This is a genomic window from Lactivibrio alcoholicus, assembly GCF_055390895.1.
The window spans coordinates 1,256,402-1,274,828 of record NZ_AP042471.1; the positions used below are offsets into that span (position 1 = coordinate 1,256,402).

Below are 18,427 nucleotides of genomic sequence, written 5' to 3' on the forward strand. Positions count from 1 at the left end.
ACAAATGCACTTTCATGACAGACCGTCGCGAATCGGGAATAAAATAGGACTTCATGTGGTCGCATATATCACGGATCAGTGACAAGGTGGAAGAAGTATCAAAAAACGTGGAACTGTGACATGCAAGGGAAAATCTCCGGTCAAGCACTCACTGGAAGAACGAGTTGAGAGTATGTCGAAAAACCCCGCATATGCGGGGAAAATAATCCTGAACCTTAAGGAAGCGTATAACGACTAAGGTCTATCCTCGCATATACGAGGGAATCACAACTTCCAGTATTAATTCTACAAGCCTCGAACCGATATGGCAAAACCATCCGCATGTGTAGAGAAATCCTGAGACGAGTTCGGTGTCATCTTTTTGACCTTAGGCTCTCCGCTCTCCGGCGTGAATCTCCACAGTATCGCTGCGACCTGCTTTTTTGACGATGCATGCTGAACGACTTTCCCGTCATATCCTGTCGGCGTCATCATACACAATCACGGCGACATGATAGAGGGGGTATGAATCCGCACTTCGCCGCCGAAAAGTTCTCGACATGAATCCTGACACGTATTACAGTAATGTCCTGTTACAATAGCGTTACAATTTTTTATAGTGCGCGACTGGTGCGAATGTCCTGTAAGCCGGGGGTGGTCTGCGGACGGTACGACGAGTGCGTGATCCGGCGCGTTGTGGAAATGTCGTTGTGGGAATGCGGACGGAACTGTCGTCGACATGCAACGTTCGAAGGAGGTTGCTGCAGGTGAGAAAACTTCTGGCAATCCTGGTTCTGCTGTCCGTTCTCTGCGTTTCCGGCGTTGCGATGGCCGCAGAGAAGCTCACGGTGTACACGTCGATGAAGGAGTCGCTCATCGGCGCGCTCAAGGAAGCGTTCGTCAAGAACAACCCGGGTATCGACTTCGACTATTACTCCGCCGGAGCGGGAAAGCTCATGGCGAAGATCGCCGCCGAGCGCGAGTCGGGCAAGATGACGGTCGACGTTCTCTGGCACAGCGAGGTTCCCGATTTCTACCAGCTCAAGAAGGAAGGCGTCCTGGAGCCCTACGTCTCCCCGGAAGCGAAGTTCGTCGAGAGCCCCGTGAAGGAGCCCGAGGGGTTCTTCACCCCCGCACGGAACGGAACGCTCGCGATCACGTACAACACGCGTTTCATCAAGACCGCGCCGACATCCTGGCAGGATCTCCTGAAGCCCGAGTTCAAGGGCGCGTTCGGCGTCGCGAACCCGGCGCTTTCGGGAACGGCCTACGGCAGCGTCGCGGCGCTCGTGAAGACGTTCGGCTGGGAGTTTTTCGAGAACTGCAAAAAGAACGAGGCGAAGATGGGCCAGGGGTCCGGCCAGGTCGTCGACGATACGGCGATGGGCGACCTTCTCGCCTGCATCGGCGTGGACTATATCACGACGGACAAGGTGAAGAAGGGCGCCACGCTCGGCTTCGTCTACCCGAAGGAAGTCATCATGCTTCCGAGCCCCGTCGCGATCATGAAGGGAACGTCGAATCTCGCGGCGGCCAAGAAGTTCGTCGATTTCCTGCTCTCGAAGGAAGCGCAGCAGATCATCGCGAACAGCGGCACGCTTCCCGTTCGGTCCGACGTCGAGCTTCCGAAGGACACGCTTCTCCCCAATCCGCATGACGCGGTCCAGCGGGCCATCGTCCTCGATTTCGCGAGCATGAGCGCCACGAAGGAAGAGACGATCAAGAAGTTCACGGAGATTCTGCGGCCCGGCAAGTAACGGTTCTGCGGCGGAAAGGCGGGGAAGGCCGCGAGGCGGACCTTCCCCGCGTCGTTCGGAAGGGGTGGTGCTTTTGGCGGAGGTCAGACTTGAAAACGTCCGCAAATCGTATGGCGGGAAGGTCGTCTACCGGAATCTCAACCTGACGATCAACGACGGCGAGTGCTTCACGCTTCTCGGTCCGTCGGGCTGCGGCAAGACGGTTCTTCTGCGGATGGTCGCGGGCTTCGAGCAGCCCGACGCGGGAACGATCACGGTCGGCGGCGTGACGCTTTCGTCTCCGGCGCAGCGGATCGCGGTTCCGCCGAACGAGCGGTCGCTCGGGGTTGTGTTCCAGGACTACGCGGTATGGCCGCACATGACCGTGCGGGAGAACGTGGCGTATCCGCTCGCGATCCAGAAGGTTCCTGCCTCCGAGGCGGCCGCGAGAACGCAGGACGCGATCGACAACGTGAATCTCACGGGCCTCGAGGACCGGATGCCGTACCAGCTTTCGGGCGGTCAGCAGCAGCGCGTCGCGCTGGCCCGCGCGCTCGTCGCGGAGCCGAAGCTGATGCTCCTGGACGAGCCGCTCACGAACCTCGACGCGAAGCTGCGCGAGGAGATGCGGTTCGAGATCAGGGCGCTTCAGAGGAAGAAGGGCATCACCGTGCTGTATGTCACGCACGACCAGGAGATCGCGCTCGCGATTTCCGACCGGATGGCCGTTCTCGACGAAAACGGGAGTATATGCCGGATCGGCGCGCCCGCGGACGTTTTCGAGCGCCCCGGAAACGCGTTCGTCTTCCGCTTCATGGGTGTTTCGAATATGATCCCGGTCGATGTCCGGGGCCGCGATGTCTTCGTCCGGGGGACGGATGTCGCCGTCGCGAGGGACTTTCCGGGGGAGATCCCCCCGAATCCGATCCTCGGGTGTCGGCCGTCCGATATCGACCTGATCCGCGATCCGTCTCCGGAGGAGCCGAAGGCGCGCGTCCGTCGCGTGAATCTCCTCGGCCCGATCGTGGACCAGCGGCTGGAGTTCGCGGGGCTGGAGCTTCGCGCGCAGCTCGACACGCACAAGGCCGTCGGCGGCGGGCTCATCTTCCGCGAGGGGGATATGACGGGGCTCCGGATCGCCAACCCGCTGCTGTTCGACTCGAAGACGCTCGAAGGGATCGGGAGCCATGAATAGAACGAAGAAGTGGGGAATCGCGGAGTTGCTCTTCGCGCTGTCAATTCTGATCCTGATCGTCATCGTCGCGCTGCCGGTGCTTCTGATCTTCTGGACGTCGTTCGTCATCGACGGGCATTTCAATCTCTCCGGGATCATCGACGTCATCGGCAATCCCGACACGTACGAGGCGCTCCGGATGTCGCTCCTTCTGGCGGCGGCCGTCACGGTGACGTGCACGTTCGTCGGCACGCTGTTCGCGTGGCTCGTGACGCGGACGGACATGCCCTTCAAGGAGACCATGAAGGTGCTGTTCACGATCCCGTTCATGCTGCCTGCGTTCATCGGCGCCCTCGCGTGGAAGATGCTCCTGTCGCCCCGCGCGGGGTACATCAACCAGCTCTGGATGGCGCTGTTCGACACGCGGACGCCGCTGTTCAACATCTACAGCTTCTGGGGCATCGTCATCATCGAGACGATGTACCTCTTCCCGTTCGTGTTCATCCAGGTGAGCGGCGCGCTCGAGCGCATGGACCCGACGCTCGAGGAATCGGCCCGGATCGCGGGCGCGGGGCTGTTCACGATCACGCGGAAGATCACGATCCCGCTGATCCTTCCCGCCGTGGTGTCGGGCGCACTTCTCGTGTGCCTCTATTCGCTCGCGCACTTCGGAACGCCGGCCATCCTCGGCACGGAGGTGGGGATCTACACGATCCCGACCAAGATCTACGAACTCATCCACCAGAGCGCGGGTAGCTTCACGGCGATCCGCGCCGCGACGGTCATGTCCGTCATTCTGGTGCTCTCGGCGGCGGTCATCCTGTACGCGCAGAACCGCGTCGTCACATCGGGACGCTTCCAGATCATCGCCGGCAAGAGCGTCCGGCCGACCGTCCTCAAGCTGCGCGGCCTCAGGACGCCGCTTTTCGTCCTCTGCATCGTCTACCTTCTCGTCACGGTCGTGATGCCGACGGTGACGATCTTCCTCGTCGGGCTTCTCAAGACCTACGGGTTGCCGCTCCAGCTCGGCAACATGACGTTCGAGAACTTCTACTACGTGCTGTTCAAGTGGAAGCTCACGAAGGACGCCATCTTCAACTCGCTCTACCTCAGCCTGGGCGCGGCGCTCGTCACGATGGTCGCGGGCGGGATCATCTCCTACGTCCTCGTGAAGATGAAGGTCCGCGGAAAGTGGTTCCTCGAATTCCTCGGGATGCTTCCCTTCTCGCTCCCCGGGACGGTCATCGCGCTCGGCGTGATCCTCACGTGGAGCGGCCGGTTCGGGGTGAACATCTACAACACGGCGTGGATTATCTTCGTCGCCTACATCGCCCGGTACATGGCCTTCTCGCTCAAGTCCAACAGCGCGGCGCTCGAGCAGGTCCACGACTCGCTCGTCGAGGCGAGCCGCGCGAGCGGAGCCACGCCGTGGCAGTCGCTTCGGGACGTCGTCATTCCGCTGATCCGTCCGGGGATGATCGCGGCGTTCTTCCTGATCTTCCTTCCCGCGCTGCGCGAACTCACGACGTCCGTTCTGCTCTACGGCCCAACGACGCGGACCATCGGCGTCGCGATCTATACGCTCAACGAGGACGGCGAGACGGTGTATGCGTGCGCGCTCGCCGGAGTGGCCCTGCTGCTGATCGTCGGCGGCGAGATCCTCATCAAGCGCTTCTTCGAGCGGAAAAAGCGCGTCGACAACGGGGGGGCATGACAATGGCGTTCGTTGAACTCAGACACGTGACGAAGCGCTTCGGGCAGGTCACCGCGGTCGACGACCTCTGCCTTTCGATCGAAAAGGGCGAGTGCTTCTCGTTCCTCGGCCCCTCGGGGTGCGGCAAGACGACGACGCTTCGGATGGTCGCGGGCTTCGAGGATCTCGAGGAGGGGGAGATCGAGGTCGGCGGGCGGCTGATCTCGTCGAGCCTGAAGAAGTATTACCTCGCGCCCGAGAAGCGCGAGTTCGGAATGGTCTTCCAGGCATTCGCCGTGTGGCCGCACATGACCGTTTTCGAGAACGTCGCCTTCCCGCTCCGGATCAAGGGAGTCGCGCGGAGCGAGATCGAGAGCCGCACGAAGCATTCTCTCGAAAACACGAACCTCGTGAAGCAGGCGCAGCTCTACCCCAACGAGTTGTCCGGAGGGGAAAAGCAGCGGATCGCGCTCGCGCGGGCGCTCGCGATCAACCCGGGATTGCTGCTTCTCGACGAGCCGCTCTCGAATCTCGACCCGCACCTCCGCGAGGAGATGCGCTTCGAAATCAAGGACCTGCAACGGAAGTACGACTTCTCGATCATCTACGTCACGCACGACCAGGCGGAGGCGATGGCGCTTTCCGACCGGATCATGGTCATGCGCGACGGACGGACGCAGCAGATCGACACGCCGCTGAACGTCTACGCGCAGCCGGCGAACAAGTTCGTGTTCAGCTTCATCGGGCTGTCGAACTTCATCCCGGTCGTCCTGCGGGACGGGGAGGCCGTGCTTGAGTCCGCCCCCGAAGCGGGATTCGTGAGCGACGCGTTCTCGCCGGAATTCGCCGGCGCGGGACGGGCGACGATCGCGTGCCGTCCGACCGAAGTCGACCTGCTTCCCGAAGGGAAAGGGGGGCTGCGGGGCGTCATCGACCGCATGGCATATCTCGGCGAGACCGTGGACTACATCGTGAAGGTGGGCGACGTCGAAATCCGCATCCAGAAGGGGCGCAGGGAACCGCGTTTCGAGGCGGGAATGGCGTGCTCGCTGGCCTTCCCGAAGGTGACGTGGTACGAGTAGATTCGCAAAAGAACGGCGGAGTCGCTGAACGCGACTCCGCCGTTCTTTTGCGGCACGGACGTCGCTCAGCGATCCTTCCCGGAGCGGATGCCATTTCCCGCCGCCGCTCCCTTCCACTGAACCAGAAGATTCCAGAGAGGCACCAGGTAGAGATAACTCGCCGCCGCGATGCAGAGCGCCGGGGCGTTCATCGTCGCCAGCGGAACGGCCGCCGCGATCGACCAGGGAATCATGGGCGCGACGACGACCGCGGAGTCCTCGAGGTACAGGGCGAGGCGTCCCCGGTCTCTCTCGATATCGCCGCAGAGCTGATGCGTCAACAGGATCGTGAGCGTCTGGCTGAAGGCGATCGTCGCGCAGAGGACGGACGTAGCGAGGATGGCCCCGTACGCCGTCGTCCGGCGGCGCAGCCGGTCGATCCGCGCCTGTATTCCCGCGAGGAAGCGTGTCGCCTCGAAGAGCCCCGTGTACGAAGAAGATATCGTCACGATCGCCGCCACGGTCGCCATCGAGGCGATTCCCCCGCCGTCGAGGAGCGCCGCGAGGCCGGGGTCGGGGGAGCGGTACCCCCACAGAAGAGACCGCAGAAGTTCCGCCGGCGCCGCATCCTGCACCGCGAGGCTGACGACCGCCGCGCTCGCGATGCTGAACGCCATCGCGTACTTCACGTTCACGCGGAAGAGCGACGGGATCAGGATCGCCGCCGCCGGAAGCATCGTCGCCCAGCCCAGGGAAAAACGCCGCGAAAACAGCGCCTCGATATCGACGACGCTTTTCCGATCCTGTCCGGCGAACAGTCCGGCGGCCGCGTATATCCCGCATGTGAGAAGGAAAGGAACCAGCGATGTCGCGAGCATGTTGCGGATGTTCGCGTATATGTCCGTATCCGTCAGCTCCGCGACGAGCAGCGCGCTTGTGGACACGGGGGAGCAGCGGTCTCCGAAATAGATTCCCGACAATATCGCTCCGCCCGATATCGCGGGGTGAACGCCGAGCGTCTGCGCAACGCTCACGCAGATGACGCCGATGGTCGCCACCGTGCCGAACGCCGTCCCGGTGAGAACGGAAACGAGGCAGTTCAGCAGGAAGGTCATGAGGACGAAGACGGACGGATGAATCAGCCGCGACGAATAGTCGATGATGGCCGGAATCGTTCCGGCGCTGCGCCACAGGGACGTCATCATTCCTATCAGGAGGAAGAGCGCGAGGATGTTTTTTACGGAACGGACGCCCCTGAGCGACGCTCGGAAGAGCTCCGGCGGCGGTATTTTTCGCGAAAGGCCATAGCCGAAAAACAACGCGTACCCGAACCCCAGCGCGTACACGAGCGAAACGCCGAGACAGACGCAACATGCCAGCGAGACGGCGAACAGCGAAAAAATGACGACCTCCATGATTTCTCTCCCTTTCCACGGGAAACGCGCATGCGCATTCCGCCGATGAATCTCATTCTAGCCGGATACATTTTTCCGCGCCATTGCGTTCTTCCAGCGTCCACGCCGGACTGTGGATTCGATCTGCCCGCAATCCGCCGCGGAATGCAGGAAAACGGAGCGGAACCGCACAGGACGGCCCATCCGTTTCGTTTCGCTCCGGGGCTTGACTTTGACACTCTGTAAAAGTATATGATTTCCATCATAGAGTATTTTCTTTATTTTATGCGAGTGTTTTCAGAGGGAGGGTGAAACCGTCTTTTCCGGCAACGGGAAGAAAGCGCAGGAACGCAACCGGCGACGCAGCGCGCAATGGAAATCTCGGGGAGGGATGAAGAGTGAAAACGGAAATGACCGGTCGAAGAGTACGGGGCTTTACGCTTGTCGAGCTGCTGATCGTCATCATCATCATCGGCATCCTGGCGGGCGCGATGCTTCTGATCATGGGAACGGGGTCGGACAGGGCCGAGGCGACGAGGATCGTCTCCGATCTCAGATCCCTCAAGTCCGCGGCGATGATGTACCATGCGGACAACCCGGACGCGACGGCGCCTCTGGTTATGTCGCTGACGCCGGGAAGCGGCAATGCGAACGCGATTCTCGGGAAGTACATGGACAGGACGATCAGCGGCGACTGTTACTTTTCGTCGGGAATGAGCGGAGGGTGGTACGTGTTTATTCTGCTCATCAACCCGTCGTCCTCTCCGACGCCGGAAGTGATCGCGAAGTGGCAGAGAATCGCGAAAAAGCTCGCGGAATCCGCCGAGGCGCAGGGATTGCTGGGAATGATGTCGCTCATGGGAACGACCGACGTCGTCTTCACGGAGTCGGACTACTTCGTCGGCATGAGGGCCCGCTGATCCCCGGGGAGGAGTTCACGGACCCGGGCGGAAAAATCGATTCGAGGGACAGGACGTTCCGCGAGAGATTGTGTGAAGGAGAGTGACGGTACGTGGAGGGAAGACGCGCTGCGGCGACGGCGTCGCTGTTGTTGTTGTTGTTGTGGGGAAGCGTCGCGCTCGGGGCGCCCGCGAGTCCGTTTCCGGTCGTCTTTACGCAGCCGGACGGTCGGGAGATCACGGTGTACAACCGGGGCGACGAGTTCCTGCGCTGGGTGGAGACCCCGGACGGATATACGCTCGTGAAGAACCCGCAGACGGGATTCTGGGAGTACGCGGCCGCATCCGGCGACGTTCTCGTTCCTTCGGGCGTCGTCTGCGGCGAGGGGGTTCCGCCTCCTTCGACCGCGTCGCCCCACATGACGCCGAAGCGGGAGCTGTCTCCGCGGAACAGGGATGGCGACGCGCGCGGCGGATGGCCGCAGACGCCCGTCTCGGGAACGCGGAAAATTCTCGTCGTTCTCGTGTCCTTCCGCAACAGGGAACTGACGCTCGAGGATTCGGTCTGGGAGACCATGTTCTTCGGGAAGACCGGGTCCGTCGCCCGGTATTACGGCGATCAGTCCTACGGAAAGCTCAAGGTCCTCTCGGCCCTCGGGGGGACGAAGATCGTCTCCGTGACGCTCGACGAGGACGACGCGAACGACGGCAACCACCCGGAGGGCTTCATCGACACGGGCGACAACGACACGCAGCACAAGAACGAAACGGCCTTCCTGAACAGCGTCGTGAAAAAGGCGGCCGCGAAGAAGGTCGATTTCGCCTCGTTCGACACGAACAAGGACGGCAGGATCACGCCGGACGAGCTGTGCGTCTACCTCGTCGTCGGCGGCTTCGAGACGGGGAAGGACCTCCACCCGGCCGTCGGCGCGCACGCGTGGAGGTCGTGGACGGACGAGGGCGAGGAGCACATCGTCCGGGCCGGGGGCAAGATCCTGACCCGATGGGCCCTCAACGGCGAACTGTACACGAAGGACACGGCGGCCCCCCTCGGCATCCCGGCCCATGAACTCGGGCACCAACTCTGCGGCCTGCCCGACCTGTACGACACGAACTACGTCAACTCGGGCGTCGGCGCGTTCTCGCTCATGGCCGGGGGGATGTACGGCGCGAAATCCGGCGAGAATTCCGGCGATACGCCCGTGAACCTCGACGCGTGGTCGCGCTCCTTCCTCGGATGGGAGACGCCGTCGACGGCGACAGAAGGGACCGTGACGTTCGGCGTCTCGCTGAACGGGCGTAACCGCATCGCGAAGCTCATGAACCCGAAACACCGGGCGACGGAGTACTACCTCGCGGAAGTCCGCTATCCGACGGGCTGGGACGAGGGACTCGCGAAATTCGGGAAGTCCTTCGACTCGTGCGGCGGCATCCTGATCCTCCGCGTCGACGAGACGATCGGCTCGCTTACCGCGAACGATTTCAACTCCTACGTCAAGGGCAAGAACCAGGGGCTCGTCCCGATGGAGGCCAACGGCCCCCACATCGTCGCGAAGAAGACGGAAAAGGGAACGTGCGAGACGCTCTGGTACAAGGACAACGCGGACTACGTCGGAGACGGGACCTTTTCGGACGCGGGAAAGCCGAGCGCGAAGTTCTACGACGGAAGCGAGAGCGGAATATCGGTGTCCAATATCTCGTCGTCCGCGAAGACGATGACGGCGACCGTCTCGACGCTCATGCCGAAGCCGACCGACGTCCCGAAGCCGTCGGTCGATCCGGACGCGACCGCGAACGTTTCGGGCGGCGCCGTGGCGGGCGCTCCGGTTCCGGTGGCGTCGCAGGACCTTCCGCCGATGGGGAAGCCCGATCCGTCGAGCGTCGGGATGGATATCGCGTCGATCTACGACGTGTTCGGCGACGACGCAGAATCGTCCTTCGCGATCCTCGCCGTCGACAACGCGAACACCGTCCGCTACCGCACGACGGGCAACCGCGTGACGATCGGGCTGGAGTCGGAGTTCGCGATGGAGAACGACGTCTTCTACTGCTGGCTCCTGATGGCGTGGAACCGCGAGGAAAACGGATGGTCCGCGGCGTGGAACGCGGACGACGCGGTTGTTTCCGGGACGCGCGCGCGGCGCGACGGCGATACCCTGCTGCTCGAAAGCGTCTTCGTCGACGGCGGGTCGTTCGACATTGACGGCGCGATCGACGGCTTCGTGACGGTGAAGAGCTTCGAGGGGCTCTTCGGCGTGCCGCTTCTCGGCGATGGACCGACGCCGACGCAGGGAGACAAGGGCAGCGGCGGCGGGTGCTCCGTCGGCGTCACACCGGCGTTCGCGCTGCTTCTGCTGCCGCTCTTCGTGCGACGGAGGCAGGGACGGGCGTTTCCCTGGAGATTCCTGTAGAATAGTTCGAAAGGAACGATCATGAACAGTTCGCGCGCGGGGGAATCGCTCCCCCGCGTTTTTTTATGCGCGATCCGTCATGTGATATAATCCGCGATCGGAAGAGACAATCGTCGGAATCGTCCAAAAGGAGGTGCGCGCTTTATGGCCCGAGTTGTCCTGTGACGACGGGGAATCGTATGCACGTCGTGCATGGTTCGTGATCGGCGGGATCGGGAGGCCGGAGGCGCGCGAAGACTGTCTTCGACCGTTCCCCTTCCCTGAGCGCCGGAAACGGCCATATCGTCTTTCTCGAGGAGGGAATTGAATGATAGTGAAGAAAACCGGGAGGGAGCATCCGGGATTCCGGAGGATCCTTCGCGGACTGGCGTGCATCCTGCTGCTTTCGGGAGTGTGCGCGACGGGGGCCGACGCGCTGCAGAAGCCCGTCGCGACGGTCCCCGCGAAGAAGGCTCCGGTCTTCGGACCGCTCGTCTCGTCGCCCGACGCGATCGCGCTCCGGCGAAGCGCGAAGGAACTCAGGATCATGGGGGTGGACGACGCGATTCACCTGTCGCTGAAGGGGTTCCCCGAGGTGACGTTCGGCGACCGCGGCTATGCGGACCGTCTCTTGATCCGCTCGCCGGGGCCGAGCGGATCTCTTGACGCGGATCTCGATCTGGGGTGCAGCTGCGGTTGCGGGGGGAAGCCGAAGGAGTTCGCAGACGCAGTCGCCATTCTCGGACTCGATTCGGAGACGGTCGAAGTCTCGAAGGAGCGGAAATCCTGGCGCATCATGTGGAACTTCAAAGGAGGGAACGACGCGCGCGTCGTATCTGGCGTGATTTCCGCCGATTTCAAGGGCAAGACGGCGACGCTTCCGGTCGACATCGTGCGTCTCGACCGCGGGACGAGAGTCGCGTTCGCGGTCTACGACCCGAAAAAGGGCTTCGCGGGATCGAAACAGCTCGGAGAGACGCTCTCCGTGTCGGGACGGATCGTCGTCCCGGAGTTCTCGCCCGCCCCGAAAGAGGGCGAGTTTCTCCTCGCGGTCGCGAATTTCGGAACGGATGTCGTTCGGCTGCGGGGAGGCTCCGACGGCCTTCGCCCGACCTTCGGAGATCCCTCCTCCCCGGCTCTCAGGACCGACGATTCAAGCGCGATCGGTCCGGGGGAGATGGCGATCCTGAATCTCACGAAAGTCGCGAACACGAGTTTCGGCGTCATCGTCCACTTCAAGGGATCGGACGTGAAGGTCACGTGGGGGCTGCCGGGAATCGCGCTGTCGCCCGCGGGACTCTTCGGAATCGGGACGTTCTGCGTCGGAGGATCGCTGTTCGCGGTCGTCAGAAAGAGGCGCGGGGCAACAAAGGTCTGACGCGACATCCCTGATAGCGAAGACGCGAAAGCCGATTCCCCGAACAGAGGGAATCGGCTTTCGCGTCTTCGCTCCGACCTTTGAAGGCGGCCGTTACCCCCGCGCGAGTTCGAGGACGGTCTTCCGGACGAGATCCAGCCGTTCCGCGGGCGTGGACGGGTCGATGATGCAGCCCGGTCCGAGGATGATGCCCCTGCCGCCCTGTCGCGCGGCGACTTCCCGGACCTCGGCGACGACTTCCGCGTCCGTCTTGTCGAGCCAGTTCTTCCCCCAGCTCATGCCGCCGATGAAGACCTTGTCGCTGAACGTGCGCACCTCGTCCATCGAGGGGCCGTCGTCCCGGTCGTGCCAGCTCAGCGCCTGGACGGGGTAGTCCTGGACGTCGCGCAGCATCGCGTTCGCGCCGTGGATGTGGAGCACGTTGAACCACGCCGAACCTCGGACCGCGTTCAGCACCTGCAGGTCGTAGTGCTTCACGAACGCCTCGTGCGTCGCGCGGTCGATAACGTCCGTCGTTGACATCTGCGTCGCGAAGTAGAAGCCGTCCGCGCCGAGCGACAGGGACTCCTTCACGAACTGGAGCGTCGCCGCCGTGATCATTTCGAGCACGCGACGGACCCGGACGGGATCCTGCCGGATATGTTCCACGAGCGTTTCTGGGCAGCACATCTTCGCCGCCGTCGTCATCGGGCTGAAGACGGTCTGGAGGAACGGCACGCGCTCCTCCGTCATGGTCGAAAGGATCCGCTGTGCCTCGAGGACGATCGCGTATTCGCCCTCGGTGCCGGGCATAAAGCGGACTCGGTCCCAGTCTTCGACCTTTTCGATCAGGGGCTTGCGGGCGACGGGCGGATTCGCGAAGCCCGGGAAGACGTCGAGATCGATGCCGTAGTCGACCGTGGTGTAGAGGCCGAACGGCATGAACTTGACGAAGTCGAGGTCGTAACGCCGCTGAAGCTCCAAACTGAGTTCCGCGAGGCGCCGCGGGTGCCTGTCGCGGTTGGGGAAGTGCATCCACATGCTGTAGGGAACGCGGTCCGTTTCTTTGAAGGCCAGAACGGCCTCGATTCGCTGCCTGTGCGTCATTTTCATGTGAGAATCCTCCTTGGGATTGCGTGGAGCCTATGAATTGATGTCGAGAACGAATTGGACGAACAGCGCAGTCCCGAACGGAAGCGCTTCGTCCGGGAAGAAGAAGTCGCCGTTGTGGAACAGTTGGGGATCTGCGCCGGGAATGCCGATCCCCAGACGCGCGAAGACTCCCTGCGGAACGTGCTCGAGGTATCGCGAGAAGTCTTCGGAGCCCATTGCCGGAACGTCGATACGTCTGACATTTTCGGAGCCGACGATCTTTTCCGCGCTTCGCCGTGCGATCGCGGTCGCTTCCGGCGCGTTGACGAGCGGCGGAACGCCATAGTGATACTCGAGGTCCGCCCGGCACAGGTACGTCCCGGCGATCCCCTCGACGACGTTCCGGATGCGTCCTTCGATGGTCTTCCGCGTCTCGGGATTCTGACACCGGACCGAACCCGAGAACTCGGTCGTCGCGGGAATGATGTTCTTCGCCGTGCCTCCGTGGATTTCGCACACGGAGATGACGACGCTGTCGATGGCATCGATCTGGCGCGTAACGATGCTCTGGATTGCCATGACGGCGTTCGCCGCCGCGAGAACGGCGTCCGATCCTACGCGGTGCGGGTATGCTCCGTGTCCGGCCGTTCCCGTCATCCGGACGGTGAAGAAGTCGGACGAGGCCATCGAGGGGCCCTCGCGCAGCGCGATCTCCCCGACGCGATACGTCGAAATGGCGTGAATTCCCATGATGACGTCCGCTTCGGGGCGCCCGAGAGCTCCCTGTTCGATCATGTACGTGGATCCGTCGAGTGTTTCCTCGGCCGGCTGGAAGATGAGCCTGACCGTTCCGGAGAAGGCGTCTTTCATCGACGACAGGATTTTCGCCGCACCGAGGAGCATCGCGGTGTGCGCGTCATGCCCGCACGCGTGCATGACGCCGGGAACGATCGACCTGTCCGGCGCGTCCGTCGTTTCCTGGATCGGCAGGGCGTCCATGTCGGCGCGGAGCGCGACCGTACGGCCGGGCCCGCCCTTTTCGCCCCGGATGATCCCGAGGACGCCGACGTCGAGAGAGAGAGGGATCGTCCCGATTCCCATTTTTTCGAGTTCCGACCGGACGAACGCGGTCGTCGCGAACTCCTTCATTCCGAGTTCGGGCTCCCTGTGGATCCGGTGCTTCGCCTGCGCGATGGAGTCCTTTATCTGGAGAGCTTTCGCAAGAATGTCCGATGCCATGAAAATCACCGCCTTTGATGAAACGTCTTTACAGGATGATAAGTTCCTTGGGGAACAGGTTGATGATCTCTTTGCCCGATCCGGTCAACATGACCAGATCCTCGATACGAACGCCGAACTTTCCCCTGAGATAGATCCCGGGCTCGATGCTGAAGCAGTTACCTTCGACGAGAGGCGTCACGTTCGCTTCAGAGATGTACGGCGACTCATGACCATCCATCCCTATTCCGTGTCCGAGGCGATGGTTGAAGGCATCCCCGTATCCCTGCCCCGCAATGATGTCGCGTGCTACCCTGTCGACCTCGCGGGGAATTGCGCCGACGCGAACCACGGCTTCTGCAGCGAGTTGTGCCTTCAGAACCGTCTCGTACACGTGCCGCTGTTCGTCCGTCGGAGAACCGACGAAGAAGGTTCGTGTCATGTCGTGGCTGTATCCGTCGTACCACCCTCCCGAATCGATCATGACGATATCGCGTTCTTCCACGGCGCGGTTGTTGTCTCGCGCATAGTGGGGCCTCGCGCTGTTGACGCCCGTCGCGACGCCAGGGACTCGTGGCTTTCCTCCGTGAGCCTCGTGAAAGTTCATAATGAATTTTTCGATGTCGCTTTCACAGATACCAGGTCGGATGTACGTCTGCACCGCCTTCATCATTTCGTCGTTCATCTGTGAGGCGTGCCGCATACGGCGCTGTTCCTCCACGCTCTTCACGGATCTCATGGGCGACAGGAGCGTGAAGCCATTGACGCAGACCGCATTCAATCCCTCGACCGCGTCAAGCATATCGCCGGCTTCGATGCCGCGCGTAAATGCGACGCGCGGCATCGAAGCCGGCAGACCGACACGGCGAATTCCCCGCCGGAACGCGTCCGGGAAACACTCCGCGTCGCTCCATTCCAGAATCGGGATGTCGCCCCGGATGCTTTCCACATCGTCCCGATACAGAGAAGGACACAGGAAGAAGCTCGCTCCCTCCCGCGTGACAAGAGCTCCCTTGAGCCGTGAATCGGGCTTCATGTCGAGGCCCGTGAGATACTTGAGGTCAGAGGACGGCGCGATAAAGACGGCGTCCAGCTTCGCTTCGTTCAATATGTCCACCAGCCGGTTCAGACGATCGCGATCGATCATGGTTTCTCCTGTCTGTGTTCTTGCGGGATGAAGTCCCGCTTCGTCTCTTTGGAAGACAAAGCGGGACAACACGCCGCCTGATGGGAAAGAGGCGCGTTACTTCATTGAGACGTTTCCGAGGTAGTTGATCTGGCCGTCGCAGAAGTTGTCCACGCCCGTGAGATCCTTCCGCGCGCCGTAGAGTTCGTCGGCGATCGCGAGCGGAACGACCGGGTGCAGTTCGCAGAGCCGATCCCAGATCTTCTGGAGGAGCGCCGTGCGTTCCGCGGCGTCGACGGTCCGCTGGGCCTTTTCGATGTCCGCGTTGAAGACCGGGTCGTTCAGACGCGCCCAGTTGGTGGCGCCGATGCCGCCCGAGTGGAAGAGCACCATCCAGTACTGCCCCGCGTCGCGGTTCGTCTGCATCCCCCACGTCCCGATCATGAGGTCGTGTTCGTGCGTCTTGACCTTGCCGTCGAACACGCCGGTCTCGAAGACCTGGATGTTCAGGGTGATGCCGACCTGCGCGAGCATCGACTGAATGACCGTCGCGCCGCTCACGCGGTCACGGAAGTTCGCGGTCCAGAGGTTGAGGGTCAGCCCCTTGGAATACCCCGCTTCGGCCAGAAGAGCCTTCGCCCGGGCCGGATCGAAACCGGTGAACTTCGGGTCCTTCGGCGTGAACGAACTCGCGTTGACGAGCGGCCCGATCGGTTTGACCGAATTGCCCTGATAGACGACCTCGCCGAACGCGTCCCTGTTGATGGCGCAGGTGACGGCTTCGCGCACGCGCGGATCGTCGAGCGGCTTTTTCTGCGTGTTCATTCCGAGGTACAGAAGTCTGAGGCCGGGGGCCTTGACGGCCTTGAGATTCGCCGACGAATTCAGGCGGGCGTAGTCGCTCGGGGGAACGGCGTACGCGAGGTCCACCTTGCCGGTTTCGAGCGCGATCACGCGGCTGCTGTCATCGGGAAGGATCAGGAAGACGAGGGTCTTCGCGTTGGGTTTCGCGCCGTGGTAGTCATCGAACGCGGTCAGCTCGACGCGCTCGCCCTTGACCCACTTTTTAAAGCGGTACGCGCCGGTGCCCACGGGGTTTCTGAAGTAATCGGCGCCCCCCTGCTCCACGGCCTTCCTGTTGAAGATGTTCGCGTAGGGGTGCTTCATCGTTTCGAGCCAGCCGCCGACGGGGCCGTTCGTTCTCACGATGACCGTGTATCTGTCGACGATCTCGAACCCTTCCGTGTCGATGTACTTTCCGCTCGATTTCGCGAAGAGCGATTCGGGCGACGCCGCGCGCTTGAGCGAGAAGACGATGTCGTCGGCGGTCAGCTCCTCGCCGTTGTGGAACTTGACGCCCTTCTTCAGATAGAACTTGTAGGTATGGTCGTCAAGCATCTCCCATCGCTCCGCGAGAACGGGGACGATCTCCTTCGTGACGCAGTCGACCGTCACGAGCGGTTCGTTGATATGCCGGATCACGGCGAACGACATGGTGTCCACGGCCTTGTGCGGGTCGAGGCTCTTCGCGTCGCCCGGAAGGCCGACCGTCAGCGTTTCGATTTCCTTCGCGAATCCGGCGGAAGCGACGCTCAGAAGAAGCAGTGCGAGCAATGCGAACGCGTTTCTCTTCATAATCGGACACTCCTTTCGCGGATGTTCGGTTTCCCTTTTTGGCGTCAGTCTTTCAGCGTGAGATTGCCGAGGTAGTTGATCTGGCCGTCACAGAGATCTTCGACACCGACGAGATTTTTCCGGGCGCCGTAAAGTTCGCTCGGTACGACGAGCGGGACGATCGGGCGAAGTTCGACGAGCCTGTCCCAGATCTTTGCGAGATGCGTCGTCCGCTCCGTCGCATCGACGACAGCCTGTTCCCTGTCAAGTTCTCCGTCTACGACGGAGTCCTTGAGCAGCGCCCAATTGTTCGATCCGATGCTCGACGAATGAAACAGGGATCTCCACCAGTTCCCCGCGTCGCGCGTGGTCTGCATGCCCCATTGGCTGATATAGAGATCGTGATCGGTCCCGTTCATTTTCGTGTTGAAGGATCCCGACTCGAAGACCTGGATATTGACCTTGATGCCGACCTGCGCGAGCATCGATTGGATAACGGTCGCGCCATTCACGCGATCCTGAAAATTCCCCGTCCAGAGACTCAAAGTCAATCCGTCAGGGTATCCGGCCTCGGCCAGAAGCTTCTTCGCCTTGGCCTGGTCGAACGGAGTGATTGCGGCCTTTGCGGGCAAGAACGTGCTCGCGGGGACGAGCGGCCCTGCGGGCGCCGTGAATTTGCCCTGATAGACGACCGCGCCGTAGGCCTCCCTGTTGATCGCGAGGTCGATCGCGAGCCGCACGCGGCCATCGTCGAGCGGTTTTTTCTGCGTATTCATGCCCAGGTAGAGAAGGCGGAGCCCCTGTCCCATAACGACCTTGACGTTGGAAGACGAGTTCAGCCGTTCGTAGTCACTCGCAGGCACGGCGTAGATCATATCGGCTTTTCCGGTTTCCAGCGCGATGACCCGACTGCTGTCGTCGGGCAGAACAATGAAAATCAGATTGTTGAAAGCCGGTTTTTTTCCGTGATAGTCCTGAAAGGTCGTCAGTTCAACCCGCTCGCCTTTCACCCAGCTCTTGAACCGAAAGGCTCCCGTACCGACGGGGTTCCGGAAATATTCTTTTCCGCCCTCTTCCACGGCTCTTTTGCTGAAGATGCTCGCGTAGGGGTGCTTCATCGATTCGAGCCAGCCGCCCACAGGACCGCGGGTCTTCACGATCACCGTGTATTTGTCGATGATCTGGAACCCCTCGGGATCAATGTACTTGCCCGAAGATCCGGCATGCACGGAGGTCGTCGCGGCGCGTTTGAGGGAAAAGACCACGTCGTCGGCCGTCAGCTCATCTCCGTTGTGGAACTTTACGCCCTTCCTGAGATGGAACCTGTACGTCTGCGGATCCACGATCTCCCAGCGTTCCGCCAATACGGGCACAAGCTGTTTGGTTTTGCCGTCCACGGTCACAAGCGGCTCGTTGATATGTTTTGCGACAGAGAACGACATCGTATCTGTGGCCTGGTGCGGATCGAGGCTTTTGGCGTCGCCCGGAAGGCCGACCGTCAGCGTTTCGAGCCCCTTCGCGAACCCGGTGGAAGCGACGCTCAGAAGAAGCAGTGCGAACAGTGCGAACACGTTTCTCTTCATATCGGACTCTCCTTTCGCGGATGTTTGTATCCTCTCTCCTGCGTTCTCTTTCCGACATCTTCCGTTTCGGGGCTTCGGATCGCGGGGGGCTTTCCCCTCGCGGTCCCGAGC

Annotated in this window: 13 protein-coding genes; 7 read left to right on the forward strand and 6 right to left on the reverse strand. The window is 61.8% G+C overall.

Going from position 1 to position 18,427, the window contains the following annotated elements:
* The first annotated feature begins 746 nt into the window (after positions 1 to 746).
* The 4 genes from ACZ5IU_RS05980 to ACZ5IU_RS05995 all read left to right on the forward strand — a co-directional run bounded on the left by ACZ5IU_RS05980 (position 747) and on the right by ACZ5IU_RS05995 (position 5,664).
* The gene (locus tag ACZ5IU_RS05980; protein WP_464421281.1) at positions 747 to 1,736 is read left to right on the forward strand and encodes an ABC transporter substrate-binding protein; all 990 of its coding nucleotides are present in this window, start codon (positions 747 to 749) and stop codon (positions 1,734 to 1,736) included.
* Between the two features lie 73 nt (positions 1,737 to 1,809).
* Positions 1,810 to 2,910, forward strand: a complete 1,101-nt coding sequence (locus tag ACZ5IU_RS05985; protein ID WP_464421282.1) for an ABC transporter ATP-binding protein — start codon at positions 1,810 to 1,812, stop codon at positions 2,908 to 2,910.
* Positions 2,903 to 4,603 (forward strand): ABC transporter permease, encoded by a 1,701-nt coding sequence (locus ACZ5IU_RS05990; RefSeq protein ID WP_464421283.1) that lies wholly within the window; start codon positions 2,903 to 2,905, stop codon positions 4,601 to 4,603. The genes ACZ5IU_RS05985 and ACZ5IU_RS05990 overlap by 8 nt, the downstream gene beginning before the upstream one ends.
* Before the next feature lie 2 nt (positions 4,604 to 4,605).
* Positions 4,606 to 5,664 (forward strand): ABC transporter ATP-binding protein, encoded by a 1,059-nt coding sequence (locus tag ACZ5IU_RS05995; protein ID WP_464421284.1) that lies wholly within the window; start codon positions 4,606 to 4,608, stop codon positions 5,662 to 5,664.
* 65 nt (positions 5,665 to 5,729) lie between these two features.
* Here ACZ5IU_RS05995 and ACZ5IU_RS06000 read toward each other — a convergent pair whose 3' ends face one another.
* The gene (locus tag ACZ5IU_RS06000; RefSeq protein WP_464421285.1) at positions 5,730 to 7,058 is read right to left on the reverse strand and encodes a Na+/H+ antiporter NhaC family protein; all 1,329 of its coding nucleotides are present in this window, start codon (positions 7,056 to 7,058) and stop codon (positions 5,730 to 5,732) included.
* A gap of 377 nt (positions 7,059 to 7,435) precedes the next feature.
* Here ACZ5IU_RS06000 and ACZ5IU_RS06005 point away from each other — a divergent pair, with 377 nt between their 5' ends.
* The 3 genes from ACZ5IU_RS06005 to ACZ5IU_RS06015 all read left to right on the forward strand — a co-directional run bounded on the left by ACZ5IU_RS06005 (position 7,436) and on the right by ACZ5IU_RS06015 (position 11,704).
* Positions 7,436 to 7,957: a prepilin-type N-terminal cleavage/methylation domain-containing protein gene (locus tag ACZ5IU_RS06005; RefSeq protein WP_464421286.1), complete on the forward strand. Its 522-nt coding sequence runs from the start codon at positions 7,436 to 7,438 to the stop codon at positions 7,955 to 7,957.
* Between the two features lie 92 nt (positions 7,958 to 8,049).
* Positions 8,050 to 10,347 (forward strand): M6 family metalloprotease domain-containing protein, encoded by a 2,298-nt coding sequence (locus tag ACZ5IU_RS06010; RefSeq protein ID WP_464421287.1) that lies wholly within the window; start codon positions 8,050 to 8,052, stop codon positions 10,345 to 10,347.
* A 307-nt stretch (positions 10,348 to 10,654) separates the two neighbouring features.
* On the forward strand, positions 10,655 to 11,704 hold the full coding sequence (locus ACZ5IU_RS06015; protein ID WP_464421288.1) for a hypothetical protein: 1,050 nt from the start codon (positions 10,655 to 10,657) through the stop codon (positions 11,702 to 11,704).
* Between the two features lie 93 nt (positions 11,705 to 11,797).
* On the opposite strand, the gene ACZ5IU_RS06020 is transcribed toward ACZ5IU_RS06015, so the two are convergent.
* From ACZ5IU_RS06020 to ACZ5IU_RS06040, 5 genes are all read right to left on the reverse strand, one after another.
* Complete coding sequence (locus ACZ5IU_RS06020; protein WP_464421289.1) at positions 11,798 to 12,796, reverse strand: uroporphyrinogen decarboxylase family protein; 999 nt, start codon at positions 12,794 to 12,796, stop codon at positions 11,798 to 11,800.
* Positions 12,797 to 12,826: 30 nt separating this feature from the next.
* Positions 12,827 to 14,014 (reverse strand): M20 metallopeptidase family protein, encoded by a 1,188-nt coding sequence (locus ACZ5IU_RS06025; RefSeq protein ID WP_464421290.1) that lies wholly within the window; start codon positions 14,012 to 14,014, stop codon positions 12,827 to 12,829.
* A gap of 28 nt (positions 14,015 to 14,042) precedes the next feature.
* Positions 14,043 to 15,140, reverse strand: coding sequence for a M24 family metallopeptidase (locus ACZ5IU_RS06030; RefSeq protein WP_464421291.1), 1,098 nt, complete (start codon positions 15,138 to 15,140; stop codon positions 14,043 to 14,045).
* A 96-nt stretch (positions 15,141 to 15,236) separates the two neighbouring features.
* Positions 15,237 to 16,754: an ABC transporter substrate-binding protein gene (locus ACZ5IU_RS06035; protein ID WP_464421292.1), complete on the reverse strand. Its 1,518-nt coding sequence runs from the start codon at positions 16,752 to 16,754 to the stop codon at positions 15,237 to 15,239.
* Between the two features lie 44 nt (positions 16,755 to 16,798).
* On the reverse strand, positions 16,799 to 18,316 hold the full coding sequence (locus ACZ5IU_RS06040) for an ABC transporter substrate-binding protein (RefSeq protein ID WP_464421293.1): 1,518 nt from the start codon (positions 18,314 to 18,316) through the stop codon (positions 16,799 to 16,801).
* Positions 18,317 to 18,427 lie beyond the last annotated feature (111 nt).